Genomic DNA, 19,391 nt, shown 5'->3' on the forward strand with positions numbered 1-19,391 from the left:
TGAATTAGCTAATCCTCATTCTTCTCTTTAAAAACTCCAGAAAGAAATAAATGAAATCATCTTCATTAATTTGAGATCTCGCACCAATTATTTCCACTATTCTCTTTTAAAAAAGAAACACATAAATGAATGACTATGATACCTCAGCCGCTTGTATCACTTACTCTTTTTCAGCAAATACCAAATATATTTTATTTTCACCACCAACATCGAACGTATAGATATCATTAATTCCCACTACAGCTTTATATCTTTGCGCCACTTCTAATTGAGAATTAAACCATCTTACATGTCCCTCAGAATAAAAATTAGGGACTGAGAAAAGAACCTTCGTATTTTTTTTAAGCTTTTTTAGAATCTCTAGATCACCATCTAAATGCTCAAGTATTTCAAACAAAACAGCAATATTATAGTCTTCATCAAATATATTAGACGTATAAACATCATCCACACTAAATGAAGATCTATATCTATCATTTCTTATTTTCGCATGTTTTATAGCTTCTTGACTGAAGTCCATACCTCTATAATTCGTCAAATGATTATCTAAAAGTAAATTAGCAAATTGCCCAGGTCCACAGCCTATATCTATGATTTTAGGATTCTCCACATCTCGAATCATTTCAGTAGCTTTCATCCAAATATCAATATAATGTATTTCACTATAGTGTTTAAAATAAGATTGATTCCAACCTCCAGATTCATAAAGATCATTATAAAAATTTTCATCTCTTTCGGATATGTCAAAACTAAATCTAATTTTTTCTTTTATAGTCTCTGTAAATATGTCACTTAATTTTCGGGTTAATTGCCTTCTCTCAAATCGTTTTATATCCCCATTAATACTCAGATCTGAATATGATCCAGCTTCCCATTCTTTGTACATTCTTAGTATATAATCCTGCATACCTTGAACATCTTCAAACTCGTAATTTTCACCTCTAGAAGTTTTATTAATTAATGCTTCAACTAGACTTCCCGATGGGGAAAGCGCTAATATTCGTTTCCCCAATCTTAGGTATTCAAATACCTTCCCTGGATACACTGATTTATTTTTCTCTCCAGGTCCAACTATCAATAACAAAAGATCAGCATTAGACGCATACGATAAACTATCATTATGATTTAAGTATCCAAAAAAATTAACAAGATCATCTATTCCTAATTGTTCTGCTACTTCTCTCCAGTGATCATCATTTTCCGTTAAAGTAAAATAAATTTCTATTTTCTCTCTCGGGAGTATATTATTAACTACTAAATTATAGACTGCTTTTAGAAAGGTCTCCGGAGTTCTAATCATATATAAAATCCCATTATGCATAATACGAAACTTTTCATTCTTCCCCTGAATATTATTAGGTAATAATTCAAAAAAATCTTCTTCATCATACCCATTAGTTATTGTCTCTATCTTGTTAGTATCAACCCCAAAATTATTAATATAATTTTGAGTTGCTAATGGAGTAGTCGTTAAAATTTTATCGCAACTTTTTAAAATATTTTCTTCCATTTTCATCAAAACCTTAAATAAAATGCTATCTTTATCGAATTCGGCATACGGGTTATTGGTCCATTCATCTCTGAAATCACACACCCATCTTTTCTCATATTTATTCTTCAAAAAATACCCTATTAGATGATCTGAATATGGACCTGAAGTAGAATAAATAAGATCTATTTCATTGAAGTTAACAAAATCATTTATTTGGTCGAGCACTTCTCTAGCAAAAACAATTGCATGATCCGGCAGAAAAGCCAATTCGTTTAATTTATCCGAGTTATTTTTTAATAACTCGACATATTTCATCATTATTTCATTATTATTCACCACAACCTGATACATTTGTATTAACTTATTAATATAATGAATATCTAAGTCTTTCTTCTCTCTAATTCTAATAACTTCAATTTCTTGCGGGATCTCATTTTCTAATGTACTATCCGTAAATGGAAAGTCACCTTCATCCACTGTGAGAACAACTGGTTCCCATCCAAAATCCCTTAGATATTTCACAAACTTCAATGTTCTCTGTACTCCGGATCCCCCGAGAGGTGGGAAAATATACGCTATAATAAGCACTTTTTTTCTCTCGATATAATCATTTACTTGAGTCAATTTCTCAAGTTCAGTAATCTTTAATGACACAATTTCTTTTAGATCACCCAATGCTAAAGTGAGCAACTTTTTATATTGTCTATAAGCACTAATATTTTCTTTTCTCATCTCGTATAAATAAGCCAGATTATATATCAAATCGCTATCATATGGTTTTTCAGTTAAGCCGTCTAAAAAATATTTTTCTGCCTTTTTTAGATCGCCCTCCAGTAAAGCTATAGTCCCTTTTATTGAATATAATTCAAAATCTTTTTCCACAATTTTCTCATATTCTAGTATCATTACTTTAACTTCTTCTAAAAAACCGTTCTCAATCAAATTCTGTATATTATCCTTAAAATCTCTTGAATATTTCTTCAAATTATCTAAACTCAAACTTTCCCCAACCCTTCTCATAATGTCTAATTACTAACCAGAAATAGAAAGCTTGAATTTATTTTTCATGGTTTTTTTTGTTTCACTCATTCCGGTTTTGTCATCCAACTTTTCGTATAAATTATAGATTCTTTCATAGGAACCAAACTCTGGACATATATCTAGTAATTTAGTATAAAACAACTGAGAGTCTTCTAAATAATTCAAATCAAAACAAATATCTCCAATTAAACGCACAACATTAACATTATTCGGACTTTTTCTGAATGATTCTATTAGAATATCTATAGCAAGTTCCTTGAAAGAATAACCTGATAACAATTCCCCTAATTTAAGGTAATTCTCCACTGATCCTTGTAAAAAATATTCCGATAATAATTGAAAATGATCAAACTCTTTCAGAACAATCAAATGTTCTAACATCCTATAAAGTAAACCTTCAATAGGTGTAGTAATTTTCATAGATACCAGTGGATCCTGATTTATAATTGCATTCAATACTTTTGATTCCTTAATACTCAAATTCAATTCATCTCTTACCAGTAATAAAAGTTTCATATCTTTAAAAATCAGTGCCAATAATAAAACATCTTCAACATTTTGCTTCGGTATTTCATCCATTACCATCCAATTAGCTCTTGCTTCTTCATACATCTTATTATATTGTTTTGCCACCGCAATAATATTATCCTGAAGGCTGACATTATAAAGGTCAACATATTTGTATAGTAGTGGATGTCGTAATTTATAAAGTACCTCAAGTATTAGCTTTAAATCATCCTCATCATTTATTGTATATATTTGCTTGAAATTTTCATAAACCTCATCATGAGGAGTGTTTGCTTTTGATACAATTTGAAAGTACTTTTCTAACCCAACACCTAATGTTTTCTTTTCTTTTAACACCTGCGTAATTTGATCGTAGCTTTCTAATAATTGATATGCTCCCTCATGAATTTCAGCCAACTTATACCGAGCCCAATAGCTTCCATTTCCTTCTGTAACAGTTATACCTTGATCTCCAAGCTCTATACATTTTTCGAACGCCTTCATTGCATCTTTTGTATATCCAGCTTCCATAAACAAGCATCCTTGCATATATTTCATATCAGTTTCATTTGGATAAATAGGAATAGCATCTTTTAGAATTATCAAACCCTCTTCATATCTGTGCAAATCTTTTAAACACGAACAAAGGGAAACTATTATCTCTGGTATAATTATCATTTCTTTGCTTAATGAGTATGCCTTTTGCAAATAAGGTATTGCTTTCTCATGTTCTCCTAACCACATATAGGTTTTACCCATATTAAAGAAATTATATCCTGTTGGACTTTCCTTAACTTCCTGTAGCATTAGAGATAAATTACGTCTTTGCTTATCCTTATCTTGTATAACTTCATTCGTGTAACCCGAGTGGTGAATAATTAATTCTCCCGCTGAACCTTTATAATCCCCTTGATTATCCATAACATTTAGATGTTCATGTAAACGATTATGATAGATGAGTTTTTTATAATTGGCAAACAACCGTATAGCCGTATGTTTGAGTATAGTCCCGTACGACATATCATTAATAATCTTTACATAGTAATAATCAAAGTTACTAGAGATATCCTTTTGGAGATCTGCTGCAGGATCCAAGTATTCATCAGCATCTAATATAAGAACATACTGAGAAGATGCATATTTTAACGATTCATTCCTTGCTGCTGCAAAATCATTAACCCAAGTGAAATGATATATTTTATTTGTATATTGCTTCGCAATTTCAAGAGTACTATCAGTCGATCCGGTGTCGATTATAATTATCTCATCAACTTTATTACGTACACTTTCTAAACATCTAGACAAATACTTTTCCTCATTTTTAACGATCATGCATAAAGAAACTGTCTTGATCATATGGTTATCCTCTCATAAATCACTTGTTATTTTACTATATATATCGGAGTTCCATACCCTACTGATTAGCATTAGTAATACAAAAAAAAGAAGCCCTGAGGCTTCCTTTTTTTGTATTACTATTAACGAAGCAATTGAAGCACAGCTTGTGGTTGTTGGTTCGCTTGTGCCAACATTGCTTGTGCAGCTTGAGCAAGAATGTTGTTCTTCGTTTGATTCATCATTTCTTTAGCCATGTCAACATCACGAATACGGGATTCAGCTGCGGACAAGTTTTCAGAAGTAGTTCCCAAGTTATTAATAGTGTGCTCCAAACGGTTTTGATTTGCGCCCAATTTTGCACGTTCAGCAGAAACTTTTGTAATAGCACTATCAAGAATAGCCAATGCTGAGTTAGCACCTGCTTGAGTTCCGATAGCAACGGACTGCAAGCCAAGTCCTGATTTTCCAGCACTCATGTCGCCGATTGACAATTTAATAGCTTGACCTGTATTAGCTCCAATTTGGAATACAGCATTACTTACGCCAGCCCCATTAAGCAATTTCTTAGTATTAAATTCAGTGTCAGTCGAGATACGGGTAATTTCAGTAGTCAACTCAGTTACTTCTTTTTGAAGCTCAGCACGATCTTCATTAGTATTAGTATCATTTGCTGATTGTACAGACAGTTCACGAATACGTTGCAGGATGCTGTGTGTTTCGTTCAAAGCACCTTCAGCTGTTTGAATCAAAGAAATACCATCTTGAGCATTTTTAGTAGCCATATCCAAACCACGGATTTGACCACGCATTTTTTCGGAAATTGCCAAACCTGCAGCATCGTCACCCGCACGGTTGATACGAAGACCAGAAGACAACTTTTCAATAGCTTTGTTAGTGTTCGTAGTGTTAGTACCCAATTGACGGTGTGTGTTCATTGCTGCGATATTGTGATTGATAATCATAATAATATTTCCTCCCTGAAATTAAATTAGTTCCACATCCATGTGGTAAACGCTGATCCATTAAGGTCGGCCGCCCTGCCGGCTCAGCGTCTAATACATATATCGACAGTGTGCACCCAACTGTTTAGAGCAAATCAATTTTTTTTTGAAATTTCTTGGTTAAATTCTCCAAAATAAAATAAAAAACCCGAGTCCGCGATTAAACAGTCCCAGGTTCTGGATTATGTGTATGCTACATGTCAATTATTCATTCTTATTTACACCACGAAGTCGATGGATTAATGCATTCAGATCAGACTGCTGAGGAACGACGGACTCACGGTTAGCCTCTTGGATCGAGAGATATACCTCTTTACGAAAAATATCGACATGCTTTGGTGCAGAAATACCAACCTTTACTGTGTCACCATCCACGCTTAAGATTGTCAGCTCGATCTGATCTTGAATGACAATGGACTCCCCTTTTTTACGGGAAAGTACGAGCATATCATCCACCATCCTTTCCATCGATAACTGGTTGCTCTTGCAGTAGGCTATGCTTCGTATGATAAGGCGCTTTATGTAACACGATTTGTTTACCAGAATGCCCTACAGGATTTAATACAATAGGTGCAAGAAGATTAATCGTAGACTGTTCAACATGCTCTTTTAAAGTAATAATACAGCGGATAACTACATCAGAACTGATCTCTAGCTCTTCCGCCTCATCATCCGGCAGTTCAAATTCATAAGCGGGATAAAAAACAAAAGGATCAACTAACAGAAAGGATAACTCCATATTGCTAATTGACTGTAAATACCAAAAGGGTGACTCCGCCATCGCTATCAAAGCAAAATTTGTTTCTTCGTCAAATCCAGGTAATCCTTTGGGGAAATGATATAACTGCTCTTCATCTACTTCAAGTTTCCCCCAAGACAGCGTTTCTATAATCAAGTTGTTCACTCCTCAAAAGTTTTGCTGTGCAAAACTAACTTCTTATAAAATTCACTAAAATTATATATAGCTAAAAATACAAAACACAAAAGCTATAGAAGCGCTTAATGGCACATCTATAGCTTAAGAAGCTACAATTGGACATTCAATTCAGGTGGAATAAACTGAATAGAAGCATATTGCTGCATATAAATATTTAACTTGCCACGAGTATATTCAATTTCGGGATCATGTCTTTCTACTTGAATATTCACTTTTGCGGCTCGAAAATCAATTTGTGGTGCTCTCGTTTCTATATGAATATCTACATTGTCAAATGATGCCGGTCCTCGAATCTCTGGAAAAGAATTTGGTTCGGTATCTGTTCCATATACTTCTGCAATAGTATTTCCAGGCTTAAAAAACTGAGCCATTCGATTGCCTTGCTCGACCTTTTTTGCAATACCCTGAAGATACAACTGTTGAATACCTGAGTATATTCGTTTGTTCATATCGAGCATATTGCCACCATTATAGGCTGCCCAAGCTCGGGACTGATCTATGTTAAGCTCTGGCCTAAAAGATTGGACCGTAAGTTTCCCCGGAGTGGTTATTATATCGACCTCAGCCTTAGGCTGAGTAATCGAGTATGTGCCTAGATCAGCATCAATACCAATTATTGCAGGAGACTGACGTATTTGCAATATCGGCTGAAGCACGAAAACCACCTCCGTTATCTTATAAAGTCTACGAGAGTTGTGGATATAATTTTTGCGCCTACAGATAAGGAAGCATTATAAATATTCTCTTGAATCTTTGACTCCATAATCAATCCCTCGTAGTCGGCATCTTCTGTCTTTGCCTGTAGATCAGTCAGATTTACATTCAAGTCACTCAGACGTTCCTGCATTAGTTCTACACGATTGGTTTTGGCTCCTATTTCAGAACGGGCAGTCAGAATGGATTCCATACGCGTATCAATTACATCAAGTTGGTCCGAAATAGCCGTGAGATCGCCAGCCTTTAATCCTGCAGAAAGATTATTAATGATTGCAAACAAATTGTCCGCATCCCCGGTATTTCCGAATACATCATTGCCAGTTGTACTTATCGGCAATCGCACACCTTCACCTACAATGAACTGAATCTGCCCAGTATCCGTAGTAATTGCCTTAGATACATCGTAAGTTCCATCTGCACCTTTAGCAAAATCATATGGTTTGGTGGTGTATTGCTCGCCATTAAAGATATATTTACCGTTCAGTGTACTATTAGCGATATCCACAAGCTGCTCTTTTAGCTGCATCACTTCTGCATTGATACTGTCCAGTGCGGATTGCGGATTAGTACCTGTCGAAGCTTGTACAGTAAGTTCACGAATCTTTTGAACGACATCACCGGCCTGTCCTAGAACTGTATCATTGTAATCAAGCCAAGAAAGAGCGCTATCTACATTCTTAGTATATTGTTCATTAGAGGAGAGCTCCGCACGGTAGCGCAGGGAATAGGTAATCCCTACCGGATCATCGGAAGGCTTGTTGATCTTGCGTCCGCTGGAAAGCTGTAATTGTGTATCGTTCATTGTACGTGCATTGCGGTTTAAGTTAAGCAGAAGCTGTGAATTCATCATGTTAGAGGTTACTCTCAACATACGCTATATCTCCTTTTATCTGCCGACTGTGCCGGTGGAATTAATCAATTTGTCGAGCAGTTCATCAAAAGTAGTCATAAAACGTGCTGCCGCACTATAAGCATGCTGGAACACTAGCATATTCGACATTTCTTCATCCAGTGAAACGCCACTGACTGATTGACGCCGGGAGTTAACCTGCTCTACCAGATAATCTGAGTTATCCGTCTGACGTGCAGCCTCTTGGGATTGAATGCCAAGTTGGCCAACCATAGAGCCAAAAAGTCCGCCAACAGTGTTGCTCACACTACCATCCGGTGTAGTAAATTTACTATCCTTCAGGCTAGTCAATAAAAGTGCCAACGTATTATTCCCTTTAACGACTTGCGTATTTCCATTCGCATCAACAGTTGTACGTAACGAAGTTGCGAATAAATTCACATCCGCAGCAATTTCCGGATTTAGCTTAATCGTTCCAGCCTCGCCTGATGTTACAAAGAAATCGCGTCCGACGCTTCCATCCATCGCGTAACCTAACTTGTGAAGTCCGTTAAACCCTTTGACAATGGTCTTGGCGTCCTCATACATTGTTGCGCCCTTAGGCATGGCCTGACCAGCGGTCAAAGTAACTACGGTACCGTCAGCTTGTGTAATCTTGGCATCACTTGTCAACACTGTGCCCTCAGGAAGATTGGAGCCAGCTGGCACTGTAATTTCAACGTCACCTGTAGCAATAGTGCTCGCCAAATCATTGAGCTGTTTCTTGTAATCGGCAACATAGGTATTATTGGAAAAAATCATTCCGTAAGCCTCGCCGCCCTTCAAAGTTCCGGAGGCATAAGCATTATTAAGAAACGCGCCATCTACGGTTGCAGTTACTTCTCCACCCTCTACGAGAGGTTGTCCACCCAAAGAAATGTTATAACCCGCTTCCGTCTCTACAACAGTAATATTAGCAATTTTGGAGAGCTTGTCCGCCATCAGGTCGCGTTGATCACGTAGATCGTTCGCATGATCCCCCATACCCTCAATCTTATAGATGGATTTATTTAGATCTGCGATCGCGGTCAGGTAACCCTGAGCTTCTTTTGCTTTAACATCTATATTAGTGGTTAGATCCCGCTCCAGATTATTCAGTTGCGTGCTCATATAGTTCATAGCATCCGTCAAAGATTGTGCAGTTTGCACTACAATCTTACGGGCTGTTGGATCTTCAGGGTTCTTACTTAGATCCGACCAAGATTTCCAGAAGTTATCCAGAACTGTACGAATGCCTGTATCGGATGGCTCATTAACGATAGCTTCCAGCTTAGAGAGCGTATCTGCTTGTAGACTCCAGTTGCCGAAAGCAGCGTTCTCACCACGGTACTGATCATCCAGAAACATTTCTCGAATCCGATCGATAGATGAGAATTCCACCCCTGTACCCATTTGACCTGGAACGGTAGATTTTAACAATCCGTACGCTTCAATAGGTAAAGAGGCTTGCATATTAACACGTTGACGAGTATAACCTTCGGTATTCGCATTAGCGATATTGTGTCCAGTTGTATTAAGAGCTGCGGTCTGAGTAAAAAGGCTGCGTCTCGCCGTCTCTATCGAGTGAAATGTGGATGTCATGCTTCTTACTCCTCCTTATGTTCTGCTCCGGCAGAACACTTCATCAGTACAATTCTAACCTCGTGCATCAAAAATCCCCGACCGATTTACGTTATTTCCTTTGTCGGACGGACGATGATAAGTGATATCTTGATTTGGTCTTCCGACCAACAGATCCAAAGAATAATCTATAAATGTAAGCGACTGCTCTATCAGCTTCTGATTTAGGTCATTGGCTTCTTTCAGGCGATGCAAAGTGCCCGAAAGCTTCTGCTGAATATGCAGCAGTCGTGCCTTGTCTTCAGGGTCAAATATAAGCCTGGACAGCTCCGTTAGGTTCAGGTTCAGGTTGGAACGAATACCCACACCTTGCAAAACGGTATATGCGGCTAATATTCGCTCTTCCTCGAGCTGCCCAATTACCTTCATTAGCTTGGATTCACGGTTAAGGATGTCGATTAACGCATCCACCTTGTTATCCATAATCGTCTGTTTCTTCTCAGCGGCCAGATCCAGCATTTGAACATGCACTCCATCTAGCCGCTCCAATAGTTCTATTAATGTCGTCAATGCCATGGATGTTTTCACCTAATTCTCGGAGGATTGCTTAAAGTAAGGGGCGAGTTTCTCTGCTAGCTTAGATGCATCAACTTGATAGGTACCTGCGGAGACCTGCTGCTTTAGATTGTCGATCTTAAGTGCGCGTTCTGGATCATTCTTGCCAGTGTTTTGTGCTTGCAAGAGTTGAATCGCTTCATCAGAGATCGAAACCTCATCCTTGCGTGTGCTTTTCTTCATTTGTTCCTGCCTTTGCGCTTCCGCGCTGCGTTGATACGGATTAATCGCGTTAATTCGTCCGGTCTCGTTAATTTTCATAACTTCCACCTTCCTTCTAATATAAAAAAGCCGATAATCTTTACTAAGTTTATCGGCGTAGACTGAAACATTCTTTATAGCTGCAAACGTTTTTTTGCAGATTTTATAGGTCACGCAGCTTATCTATGGCACGATATGCACCATCAGATGTCTTTTTAGTAGTATCCTCAGCAGAATTTTCCTTGACAGCATTCGTGAGATCTTTCCTGAGCCGGCTACGACAGCTGTCACACATATGGCCATCCCGAATCAGTGTACCACACACTTCGCAAGGGTACATCATATTGGGTGCATTAGCTATAGAAATCCGGCCTTCTCGAATAAAGCGGGTAATCTCTTTAATAGAAATCCCCGTAGCATCGGAGAGCTCCTGAATGTTGGTTCCTTTGTTTTCCCGTAAATAATTCACGCAGATCTCATATTCATGCTCCAGCTCTTTGATACAGACCGAGCACAACCCCATAAGATTCTTGACAAACAACCGGCCGCACCTTGGACAATTGTCTAGATTCATAACAAGCAGCCGCTCCTCTCCGTACATTCTGTGCAATGCATAATATTCTTATGCTCCTAGATTACATGATTGCAAGGAATTCGTCTATGGGACAGAAGAAACGCTACCAACCGCAACTAATCCTTAATGGAATGGATATAGCTGTTCACAATCATGCATTTTTCGCGTTTTAGGAACGCGCCCAGGTAAGGCTATAGATTTCTGCAACATAATCATAGTTAGAAACCATTTGTTTTAGAATTTCGGCACAAGCACGAATCGTGCTTCCGGTTGTATAGATATCATCAACAATAATAATTCGAATAGGACGGCTTATAGGTGAGTTATCTTTCAGCCAATCCTTAAATAGTGTGGAGACTGCCGGATTCGCTCCAAAAGCATTCTTCATATCGGCCAGTCTCTCCGCACGTCCTTTAAAGCTCTGCTTACCCGTATGATGCGTACGAATTAGTAGCGGTAGCTGAGGAATCTTCCTATGACGAGATAGAACATCGGCCAATCTTTCCGCTTGATTGAACCCCCGTTCTAGAAGCCTTGAATCACTGACAGGTACCGGAACTAATAAATCAGCTGACCAAAGGCTGTTTTTTTTGTACCTTTTATGTTGAATAAGATGAAAAAACGATGCCTTCTGGGATGAAAGAGCCCCCTGTTGCTTTTCCTCCTTTAGGGTTAAATATGCCCTATCCAGCATGAGTCCAAGTAGAGGGGCATATCGTTCATTCCCGCGATATTTATATTGACCGAGCCATTCTCTCATCTCATTAGTGTAGGCTACCGCACTCCGGTTACATACAATGGGTGAGGGCTCAGCGCTGCGAGTGCAGTCTGGACAGCCTACATGCCGCCCACAAACCAAGCAACGTGGAGCGCGTATCCAAGGAATGGATTCCGCACAATCCTTACAGATACCAGGCAGCTGTGAGGACTGTCGGCTGTGCTTCCCGCAGGTTAGACATTGAGACAACGAGGGGGTGAGGAGGAGAGACAAAGATTTTTGTACCCCTATAAGCATGGTATTCATTTAGCCCCACCTTTACGGAAATATCCATGGCGGCGAGCGATGATATTCATAGTACGAATCTGAGCAATCGCTCCACGCTGGGATCGGCTCCACTGAGGGGAGGCAAATACAACATGGCCATCAGGATCATCTTTAGAACGACCAGCACGGCCTGCCATCTGTACCAAAGAGGCTTCGTCAAAAAGACCACTGTCTGCATCCAAAATAAATACGTCACTGCGTGGCACGGTAACTCCCCGTTCCAGGATCGTAGTAGTTACTAACAAAGAGATGATACGGTTGCGAAAAGCAGTCACCTTTTCTGCCCGAAATGAATCCTTGGACGAGGTGCCTTCAATAACCACGCCGGGAAAGCTACGACGAAGTAGGATCAGCAATCCTTCGATATGAGCTATTCGAGACACAAATAGAAAAATTTGTGCTTTTCGCTCCAGTGACTTTTGAAGATTTTGTATAAGCGATCTTGGCAAACTCCCACGCTTCAGACAGGTTAGAACCGAGGGTATACTCAAATGCTGCGGGATAGGCAAGGGATGACCATGGAAGCGGACAGGCACTCTGGCATGTGGAAGCTTGCCTAACCGGACCAAACGCTGCATTTCTTGTGGTGGCGTAGCTGATAAATAGATGAAAGAGCCGTCCACTTTACAGGCATGTTCAGCGGCATAGGCCAACATAGGATCATTGTGGTAAGGATACGCATCCAGCTCGTCGATGATTACGAGATCATAACCTTGATGGAAGCGCAGGAGCTGATGGGTGGTCGAGAGCGTTAAGCGACCGCTCACCCAGCGATCTGCGCTGCCGCCATAAAGTACGGCGATGACCTCCGCCGGAAAAGCCCGGGCGAGCCGCGGCGCGAGCTCAAGTACGACGTCGCGGCGCGGCGTCGCTACCAGCGCCCGCCCTCCGGCGGCGAGCACGGCCTCTAGGAGCGGGAAGATCATCTCCGTTTTCCCCGCTCCCGTCACCGCCCAGAGCAGAAACCGCTCTGGGCATGTACTGGCGGAGCGCTTGCGCGCCTCCGCCAGAAAACCCAGCGCAGCGCCAGCGGCTCCCGCCTGCGCTGGGCTCAGCCCCCACCGGCCTGCGGCCGCGGCGGGGTCAAGGGCGGCCGTGCACCGCACGGCCGGAAGTGCTGCGCTACGCAGCAGCAGCGCACAAGCCCGGCTGCGCCCAAGCGCGAGGCAGGCCTCGCAATAGGCGCAGCCCATAAGCCCGCACGCGGCGCATGCCGTGCGGCCGGTGGGCACGCTGCCGCAACGCAGGCAGCGCGAAACCGCGCGGCGAGCGACAGCGCCGCGCCGCAATACGTGCGGCAGCTTAGCCGCCGCACGCATCATAACGCCAGCACCCGCAGGGAGCTGGCGGGCCCGCGCCCCGTGCGTAGCCGGGGGCGCATTGCCTACGGCGGCTGTAAGCAACAGCCGCCCCTGCAGATACGCCAGTTGTGCCGCCTGGCGCCAGCAACCCCCTAGCTCTGGCAATTCTTCTGCCAGCAGCGCTTCTACTTCCGGCTCCAATAAAGAGCGCCCGGCCAAAGCCCGCAATAATTGTTCTGAATCCGATTCTAGTAATCCAGATTCAAAATCCTCTTTTTCACACCAATCGTATCTTTCATTCTTCTTATTGTCCTGATCTATTCCGAAACTTGATTCATTAGGCTTCCATATGAATATTCCATCATTCAACCACTGAGCCTCCCACAGTCCCCCTGCCTCTTTCTCCTCTCTCAACTCAGCCTCAAGCATACTATTAATATATTGCCCCCACTCCTTAATCCCCCAGGTGCTCATTGCGCTTCTTTGTTTAAAGTTGTCCCGGAGCTTCACAGCCCAACCTAGCGGCAACGCAGAAGAAAGCAGAACCAAACTATTCGCCGCTAAGGAACTCCCAGCTTTCTTCTCCGGTCTAGCTACAGACCACCACCATCTATCCACGCTAAGATCTAATGAAATTCCAACCCTCCAGCTCCCCTTGCATTCCACAGCATATACAGCGACTTGTATAATAATCCCTCCTACCTTTCGCTTGTACTTAGCAACTCCATATTTGATCCCAAATTCACGACTCCGTCTCCCCAAACGCAAAAAGCACACTCCCCCAGTTCTTGGAGAGTGTGCTTCACCCGTTACTTACATATTTACTTAAGATCTGTTGCGCTTTGATTCGCATCCCCTACTTCCTGCCATCCCCATAAAAGGCAGCGATACAGACTGCCCTGACAGCCGCAAGTCTACTACAATTCCTTCATGCTGCAATTCTTCACTCATCTGAAGAGAGTACATAGATGTTGCAAGATCGATAGAGCAGCCGCTAGCGGCCATTTTGGAAACAATCCCAAGTGTTCCATCGCTCGAACCATCATCCATGAACGTTACTCGCAATCGTTTTCCGGTTAGAAGAGCTTGAAATGTCAGTGCCCGAATGTACCATTCCACAACAGATTCATGATTGCGGGTAATAAAAATATAATGAATCCATTTTCCGGACTGCGGTGTTTTACGCACCTTCTGCCGGTTATGCAACATATGAATCATCACTGCAGCGGATACATAAACAACCGCAATCCATATCAACTGGGCTACCATGGAGATGCACCTCCTCTGTATACCAACACTATATGCCGGCATTAAAAGGTCGGTGACTGCCTAGAACACCCATCAGGGAAGCAAGCTGTGTCTACTTAATTTCTTTCCTATATGTAACGTATTACTGTGAAGCTTCTACAAGGTTACCCAGCCATATTTAATCGAATTAATAACGGCTTGAGTCCGATCATCCACTTCCATTTTTTGCAAAATACTGCTAACATGGTTTTTAACTGTTTTTTCACTAATGAATAAATATTCACCAATCATTTTGTTGCTCTTACCTTCAGCCATTAGACGCAGCACTTCTGCTTCACGACGGGTCAGAGGATTGTTGTCGCCAGCAATAAATTTAACACCAGCTTCCTTCACCACTGTATCTGTAGTTACACCAGTCTCGTTAAGGTAAGTCATACGCCGCAATTGATTGATAAGCTTTCCAGTAACCTTTGGATGGATAAAGGCATGTCCTTCACAGACCGAACGAATGGCATTAATAAGGGATTCGGCCTCCATATCCTTCAATAAATAACCATTGGCGCCCTTACGAAGGGTCTCAAATACATAACTCTCATCATCATGAATGGATAAAATAATTACCTTAACCTCCGGGAACATTTCCCGAAGTTTTTGAGTGGCTTCTACGCCATTCTCAACAGGCATATTGATGTCCATCAATACGATGTCCGGTTTAGTCCCGTTACAAAACTCTAATACCTGAATACCGTCGCCGCACTCCCCTATGACCTCGATATCCTCCTCCATATTCAAAATGCGTTTCAGCCCTTCACGAAAAAGCTGATGATCATCCGCCAAAAGAACCTTAATGGGCGTTTTACTAGAGTTTAAGTTCTCCATCACACTACTCCTTCCCCTTCTCCACATTCGTCGGAATATGGATCACGATTGTTGTCCCCTGATTCTCGGCTGATACAATTTCCATTCTTCCTTCAAGCAGTTCTACACGTTCCCGCATACCTACTAGCCCGAAGCTTTCCCGATTACCTTGCTGATTTTTTAACTTTTGTACATTAAAGCCTAATCCGTTATCTTTAATCACAATCTTAATTAACTGCGCTTGGTATGTAATCTCCACCAATACGAAGCTTGGGTAGGCATGTTTTGCTGCATTAGACAATGCTTCCTGAACCAGACGATATACCGCCGCCTCCATCGCTGAGGATAGTCGGTGTTCCTGTCCCCGGGTTTCCAGAGTCGTCCGCAGTTTCGTCTTCTCTTCAAAATCATGCACATATTTCCGCAAAGTCGGAATCAAGCCCAAATCATCGAGAGCCATCGGTCGTAAATTAAAAATAACCTTACGCATTTCTTCCAGGCTGTTACGAACCTGCCCTTTTAAATCTACTACTTCGTCCTGCACCAGCCCAAATTCCTGCTTTACCAGCATTCTTTCTACAATTTCCGTCCTAAGGACTAGATTTGCCAGCATTTGAGCGGGACCATCATGAATTTCCCGGGCAATTCTCTTCCGTTCTTCTTCTTGAGCCAGGATAATTTTGAGTCCGATCATCTGTCTGTTCTTCGCAGATTCGACAATTCTCGTCACTTGGCCTAGTTCTCCCGACAAATATTCGAGCACTACGCTCATTTGCGAACCAATTGACTCTGCACGCTCTACAGAATTTTCGACACTGCGCACTCGCATTTGTAATTCATCACGTCTGCTTCGAAGATAGACCTCTCGCTCACGCGTCATCATGAGTTCGAGCTGAAGCTCTGTAGCCTTCTCATAAGCAATACGGATATCCTTCTCTGAGTAGCGGACAAAGTCCCGGCTGACCTCTGTCAGCCGGATTCTGGAGCGGTGATACTGCAGCTCCAGCTTGTCTACCTTTTTCAACGTTTCATCCGTTTCGTCCATGACCCGCTGCAGTTCCTTGTTGAGTGCAGCAAGTTCATCACGTGCAACCTGCAATATTTCAAAAATCTGATACTTGCTGCTCTCCATCACGTCGATGGTATTTTTAATAACGCGATCAATCGCATCGGCTTGAAATTCCACGGATGCTTGCCCCTTTTCTATCGGATCGTATTAAGGTTTTCCTTATATATTAACATATCACGATTCGATAGTTACGGTCTTCGTTTTCTGTTCCCATTTTACAGTTAATCCTAACTGTTCAGAAACCAGTCTCAGAGGTACTAAAGTCCTACCCTGTAAAATAATAGGTGCTACTTCAGCACTTTGTCGCTTACCATTTAACAGGTATTCCTTTTTATTTACCGTCAGATCCAGTGCCTTGGCTCCCCGCAACACCATGATCTTCTTATTCACCTGATCCCAGGTAGCATTCCCTCCAAAAGCATCCAGCACATAACGGATCGGCACATAAGTACTGCCGTCTTTCACAATTGGAGCTACATCAATAGCCTTCTTATTTCCGTTTACGGTCATTGCTTTGGAGCCGATGCTCATCGAAGCTGTACCCTTTGGTAACCCTGCATCACTGGAAAGTGAAGGCATTGTGAAGGTGATATTATCAAAAGCAACCGTACCTGTCTTCGCCCGTTCATCTTGGCCTTCCTCTACATTGACTACATAAAGTCTCTTCAGCGTAGCCGGGAATTTAATCCCTGATCCTGACAAGTCGATGTTTATGTTCTTCCAACCGTTCCAATCGATAATCTTCGCAAGATCTACATAGGCTGTAGCTCCACTATTGTCTACAAACTCAGCACGCAGCCAATTTAAGCTCATATCGCCCATCACATCAACTGACATCGAAGTTGCAAGCGCTGGAACGGCTTTTCCACTTGTGCCGTTAAGTTGAGCATAAGCGTACATTTTACCGCTGCCAGCCGTCATATCATAACTGAGTGACAGCACCTTGGAGCCTACTCTTTCAGCCGATCCGTCTACTATTGTTGCAGTCCCCTGTACCGCTGGCACATTGGTAGTAAAGTTAACTGGATAACTTACCTTCTCGAAATCTTCCCATGTTGTAGCTGCTGCTGTCGATAATACAACCGCTGTGCTAAATCCATCATAACGAGCAATAGCGTAACCTGTAGTAACCCCTGCATCCACAGAGTTTACAGTAAGCTTGCCATTTTGAACGACTCCCTTAAAGCCTACAAACTCCCACTTCAGCGCTGAATCTGGAACGCTTATGGTTGCTCCACTCTTCGTAGAGGCCTTTACAGGGACAGATACAGTTGTCCCAGCTGTCAGTGGCGCTGTAGCAGTGCCTACACTCATGCTGGATAGATCATCTCCACCCAAGACTGTAAGGGTTGTAGAAGCGCTTGCTACGCCGCTTTTAGCCGTTAAGGTAACGGTGCCTGGCTTCACTGCCGTTACTTCTCCTGCACTTACAGTTGCGCTTCCTCCGCTTGATGTCCAAGTAGGATTGCCTGCTGCTACATCTATAGGGTTATAGTAAGTGTCATAACCTTTTAACGAATAAGTAGCCTTTTGTCCAACTAATAGCGAAGTGCTTCCGCTAATTTTAATTCCTTTTACTTCACCTTGTGGTGCGTTAGTATAAACACCAAGCGCGTTAACAATGCTGCGCTGCTCTGTGCCATACTCTGTATTAAAGGTTAGTGTGGCTGAGGTTTCACCAAGAGGCCGGTCTACCATCGTTGTAGAGCCGCCTCCGTCTAAGTTAAGCCCTTTCCAGACTCCAATATTGGTCATAAAAGATTGCAGCTCGGTCAATGACATTCCTGAGCTGTTGCCATTTTTTTCAGTAGCTATAATATAAACATAACGTCCATCCTGAGAGTATCCTAAAGCCGTACGTGCACGATAACCGCCAATGCTGCTAGTCGAGCGAGAGAACGTTGCAGCTTTTCCGTTATTTACAAGAATCGTATGTCCACCAATCATTGTTTGCAGATTAGCAGGATCTAGCGATTGCTGCGTAGTCTTGGATTTCAGGGAGTACACACTTGTTACCGGTTGCCCTACCGTCAGATGGGCAGTAACATACCGTGCGGCTAAGCCATGGGCCCGCAAAATATAAGCTCCCTTTGGAACCGCTGTAGGAAGCGCAGCATTTTCAGATATTTGAGTAACTACGCCGTTCTCAACGAGCACCTCTGTCGGTGTGGTTGAGCTGTTTTTGGGACGATCGAGTGCGGTCCATACATCCGTATAGATATACATTGCATTAGCATGGCTATAAGTAGAGCTTCCACCTTCAGGACTATAAGCACCTTTATTGATACCGGATATCTCAAACTGTGCGCCGTCAGGTGCGGTTACCATTCCTTCAAAGCTGAACTCATCAATAAGAGGCTTGCGATCCTTAGTCACTGCAAAGGCATACATGCCATCCAATTGCGAAGGGGTGGAAACCAAGACTCCACTGGATACTTGTCCACCAATCGGAGCGCCTTCCCCGCCTGTATTAAAATAATCTCCGTTTACTGCAGCCACGGCTCCAGTTTCCTTAGCCATCCCGCCAGTACTTTGACGTGTTGTCAGGTTTCCACCCTTACCTGTCATAACATCTAAAGAAACATATGGATTGTTGAGGTCAACGCGAATAACATCCGCCAATCCAGAAGCGCTCGCTCCTGAACGTGTAGCCGTATATTTGTATTTCATCATAATGGCGCCCGAAGTAATTACTTCTTCACCCAGCTTGCTTACTTTAAAATTAGATGTGGCTGCGGCAGCAATTGGTGTGGAACTATGACCAAACATAGCTAAGCCTTCACTGCCAATTACCGGCATAATCCACAACACACCTGCTAATGAAGCGGCAACCCATTTTTTAGTAGATGATAATTTCATTCCCCGAACAACTTCTCTACTCTTCTTCTCCATGAAAACTTCATTCATTTCGACGTAACTCTCCCATCTCTTTTTTACTCTTCAAGTCCGTTATCAAAAGTCTGGAAACTGGTTCCTATTTTTCTAGTACTCTTTTAAT

General features: G+C 42.0%; 17 protein-coding genes. All 17 read right to left on the minus strand.

Going from position 1 to position 19,391, the window contains the following annotated elements; genetic code table 11:
• Window positions 1–160: 160 nt before the first annotated feature.
• Window positions 161–2,491 carry a methyltransferase gene (locus tag NST25_RS28800; RefSeq protein WP_340392994.1) on the minus strand — a complete coding sequence of 777 codons (2,331 nt, stop codon included), beginning with the start codon at window positions 2,489–2,491 and terminating at the stop codon, window positions 161–163.
• A gap of 33 nt (window positions 2,492–2,524) precedes the next feature.
• Entirely contained in the window at window positions 2,525–4,396 is a 1,872-nt protein-coding gene (locus NST25_RS28805) for a glycosyltransferase (protein WP_340392995.1), read from the minus strand.
• Window positions 4,397–4,518: 122 nt separating this feature from the next.
• Window positions 4,519–5,340: a flagellin gene (locus NST25_RS28810; protein ID WP_339813098.1), complete on the minus strand. Its 822-nt coding sequence runs from the start codon at window positions 5,338–5,340 to the stop codon at window positions 4,519–4,521.
• A gap of 243 nt (window positions 5,341–5,583) precedes the next feature.
• Window positions 5,584–5,826, minus strand: coding sequence for a carbon storage regulator CsrA (gene csrA, locus NST25_RS28815; RefSeq protein ID WP_076307524.1), 243 nt, complete (start codon window positions 5,824–5,826; stop codon window positions 5,584–5,586).
• Window position 5,827: 1 nt separating this feature from the next.
• Complete coding sequence (locus NST25_RS28820; RefSeq protein ID WP_076307525.1) at window positions 5,828–6,274, minus strand: flagellar assembly protein FliW; 447 nt, start codon at window positions 6,272–6,274, stop codon at window positions 5,828–5,830.
• 131 nt (window positions 6,275–6,405) lie between these two features.
• Complete coding sequence (locus NST25_RS28825) at window positions 6,406–6,972, minus strand: DUF6470 family protein (protein ID WP_340392996.1); 567 nt, start codon at window positions 6,970–6,972, stop codon at window positions 6,406–6,408.
• Between the two features lie 14 nt (window positions 6,973–6,986).
• Window positions 6,987–7,904 carry a flagellar hook-associated protein FlgL gene (flgL, locus tag NST25_RS28830; protein WP_076307527.1) on the minus strand — a complete coding sequence of 306 codons (918 nt, stop codon included), beginning with the start codon at window positions 7,902–7,904 and terminating at the stop codon, window positions 6,987–6,989.
• 15 nt (window positions 7,905–7,919) lie between these two features.
• Entirely contained in the window at window positions 7,920–9,503 is a 1,584-nt protein-coding gene (gene flgK, locus NST25_RS28835) for a flagellar hook-associated protein FlgK (protein ID WP_340392997.1), read from the minus strand.
• A gap of 54 nt (window positions 9,504–9,557) precedes the next feature.
• Window positions 9,558–10,058 (minus strand): flagellar protein FlgN, encoded by a 501-nt coding sequence (locus tag NST25_RS28840; RefSeq protein WP_036678457.1) that lies wholly within the window; start codon window positions 10,056–10,058, stop codon window positions 9,558–9,560.
• 12 nt (window positions 10,059–10,070) lie between these two features.
• Window positions 10,071–10,358, minus strand: coding sequence for a flagellar biosynthesis anti-sigma factor FlgM (flgM, locus tag NST25_RS28845; RefSeq protein WP_036678454.1), 288 nt, complete (start codon window positions 10,356–10,358; stop codon window positions 10,071–10,073).
• A gap of 103 nt (window positions 10,359–10,461) precedes the next feature.
• Window positions 10,462–10,872 carry a TIGR03826 family flagellar region protein gene (locus NST25_RS28850; RefSeq protein WP_340392998.1) on the minus strand — a complete coding sequence of 137 codons (411 nt, stop codon included), beginning with the start codon at window positions 10,870–10,872 and terminating at the stop codon, window positions 10,462–10,464.
• A gap of 169 nt (window positions 10,873–11,041) precedes the next feature.
• Window positions 11,042–11,896 carry a ComF family protein gene (locus NST25_RS28855; protein WP_340392999.1) on the minus strand — a complete coding sequence of 285 codons (855 nt, stop codon included), beginning with the start codon at window positions 11,894–11,896 and terminating at the stop codon, window positions 11,042–11,044.
• Complete coding sequence (locus NST25_RS28860; RefSeq protein WP_340394475.1) at window positions 11,893–13,905, minus strand: helicase-related protein; 2,013 nt, start codon at window positions 13,903–13,905, stop codon at window positions 11,893–11,895. Before NST25_RS28860 ends, NST25_RS28855 begins: the two co-directional genes overlap by 4 nt.
• A 138-nt stretch (window positions 13,906–14,043) precedes the next feature.
• Window positions 14,044–14,487, minus strand: a complete 444-nt coding sequence (locus NST25_RS28865) for a glycosyltransferase family A protein (RefSeq protein WP_076123908.1) — start codon at window positions 14,485–14,487, stop codon at window positions 14,044–14,046.
• A 135-nt stretch (window positions 14,488–14,622) separates the two neighbouring features.
• On the minus strand, window positions 14,623–15,345 hold the full coding sequence (locus NST25_RS28870; protein ID WP_036681509.1) for a response regulator transcription factor: 723 nt from the start codon (window positions 15,343–15,345) through the stop codon (window positions 14,623–14,625).
• A gap of 4 nt (window positions 15,346–15,349) precedes the next feature.
• Entirely contained in the window at window positions 15,350–16,510 is a 1,161-nt protein-coding gene (locus tag NST25_RS28875) for a sensor histidine kinase (RefSeq protein WP_036681511.1), read from the minus strand.
• 57 nt (window positions 16,511–16,567) lie between these two features.
• Complete coding sequence (locus tag NST25_RS28880) at window positions 16,568–19,300, minus strand: stalk domain-containing protein (protein ID WP_340393001.1); 2,733 nt, start codon at window positions 19,298–19,300, stop codon at window positions 16,568–16,570.
• Window positions 19,301–19,391: the final 91 nt, after the last annotated feature.

Origin of the sequence: Paenibacillus sp. FSL E2-0190, from assembly GCF_037992965.1 — a bacterium.
GTDB lineage: Bacteria > Bacillota > Bacilli > Paenibacillales > Paenibacillaceae > Paenibacillus_AQ > Paenibacillus_AQ odorifer.

Bases quoted from the DNA above. Each gene is read 5' to 3' on its own strand.
- NST25_RS28805 (WP_340392995.1), bottom strand. From the start codon at position 4,396: ATGATCAAGACAGTTTCTTTATGCATGATCGTTAAAAATGAGGAAAAG.
- NST25_RS28810 (WP_339813098.1), bottom strand. From the start codon at position 5,340: ATGATTATCAATCACAATATCGCAGCAATGAACACACACCGTCAATTG.
- csrA (WP_076307524.1), bottom strand. From the start codon at position 5,826: ATGCTCGTACTTTCCCGTAAAAAAGGGGAGTCCATTGTCATTCAAGAT.
- flgL (WP_076307527.1), bottom strand. From the start codon at position 7,904: ATGTTGAGAGTAACCTCTAACATGATGAATTCACAGCTTCTGCTTAAC.
- flgK (WP_340392997.1), bottom strand. From the start codon at position 9,503: ATGACATCCACATTTCACTCGATAGAGACGGCGAGACGCAGCCTTTTT.
- NST25_RS28840 (WP_036678457.1), bottom strand. From the start codon at position 10,058: ATGGCATTGACGACATTAATAGAACTATTGGAGCGGCTAGATGGAGTG.
- flgM (WP_036678454.1), bottom strand. From the start codon at position 10,358: ATGAAAATTAACGAGACCGGACGAATTAACGCGATTAATCCGTATCAA.
- NST25_RS28850 (WP_340392998.1), bottom strand. From the start codon at position 10,872: ATGAATCTAGACAATTGTCCAAGGTGCGGCCGGTTGTTTGTCAAGAAT.
- NST25_RS28855 (WP_340392999.1), bottom strand. From the start codon at position 11,896: ATGAATACCATGCTTATAGGGGTACAAAAATCTTTGTCTCTCCTCCTC.
- NST25_RS28865 (WP_076123908.1), bottom strand. From the start codon at position 14,487: ATGGTAGCCCAGTTGATATGGATTGCGGTTGTTTATGTATCCGCTGCA.
- NST25_RS28870 (WP_036681509.1), bottom strand. From the start codon at position 15,345: ATGGAGAACTTAAACTCTAGTAAAACGCCCATTAAGGTTCTTTTGGCG.
- NST25_RS28880 (WP_340393001.1), bottom strand. From the start codon at position 19,300: ATGAATGAAGTTTTCATGGAGAAGAAGAGTAGAGAAGTTGTTCGGGGA.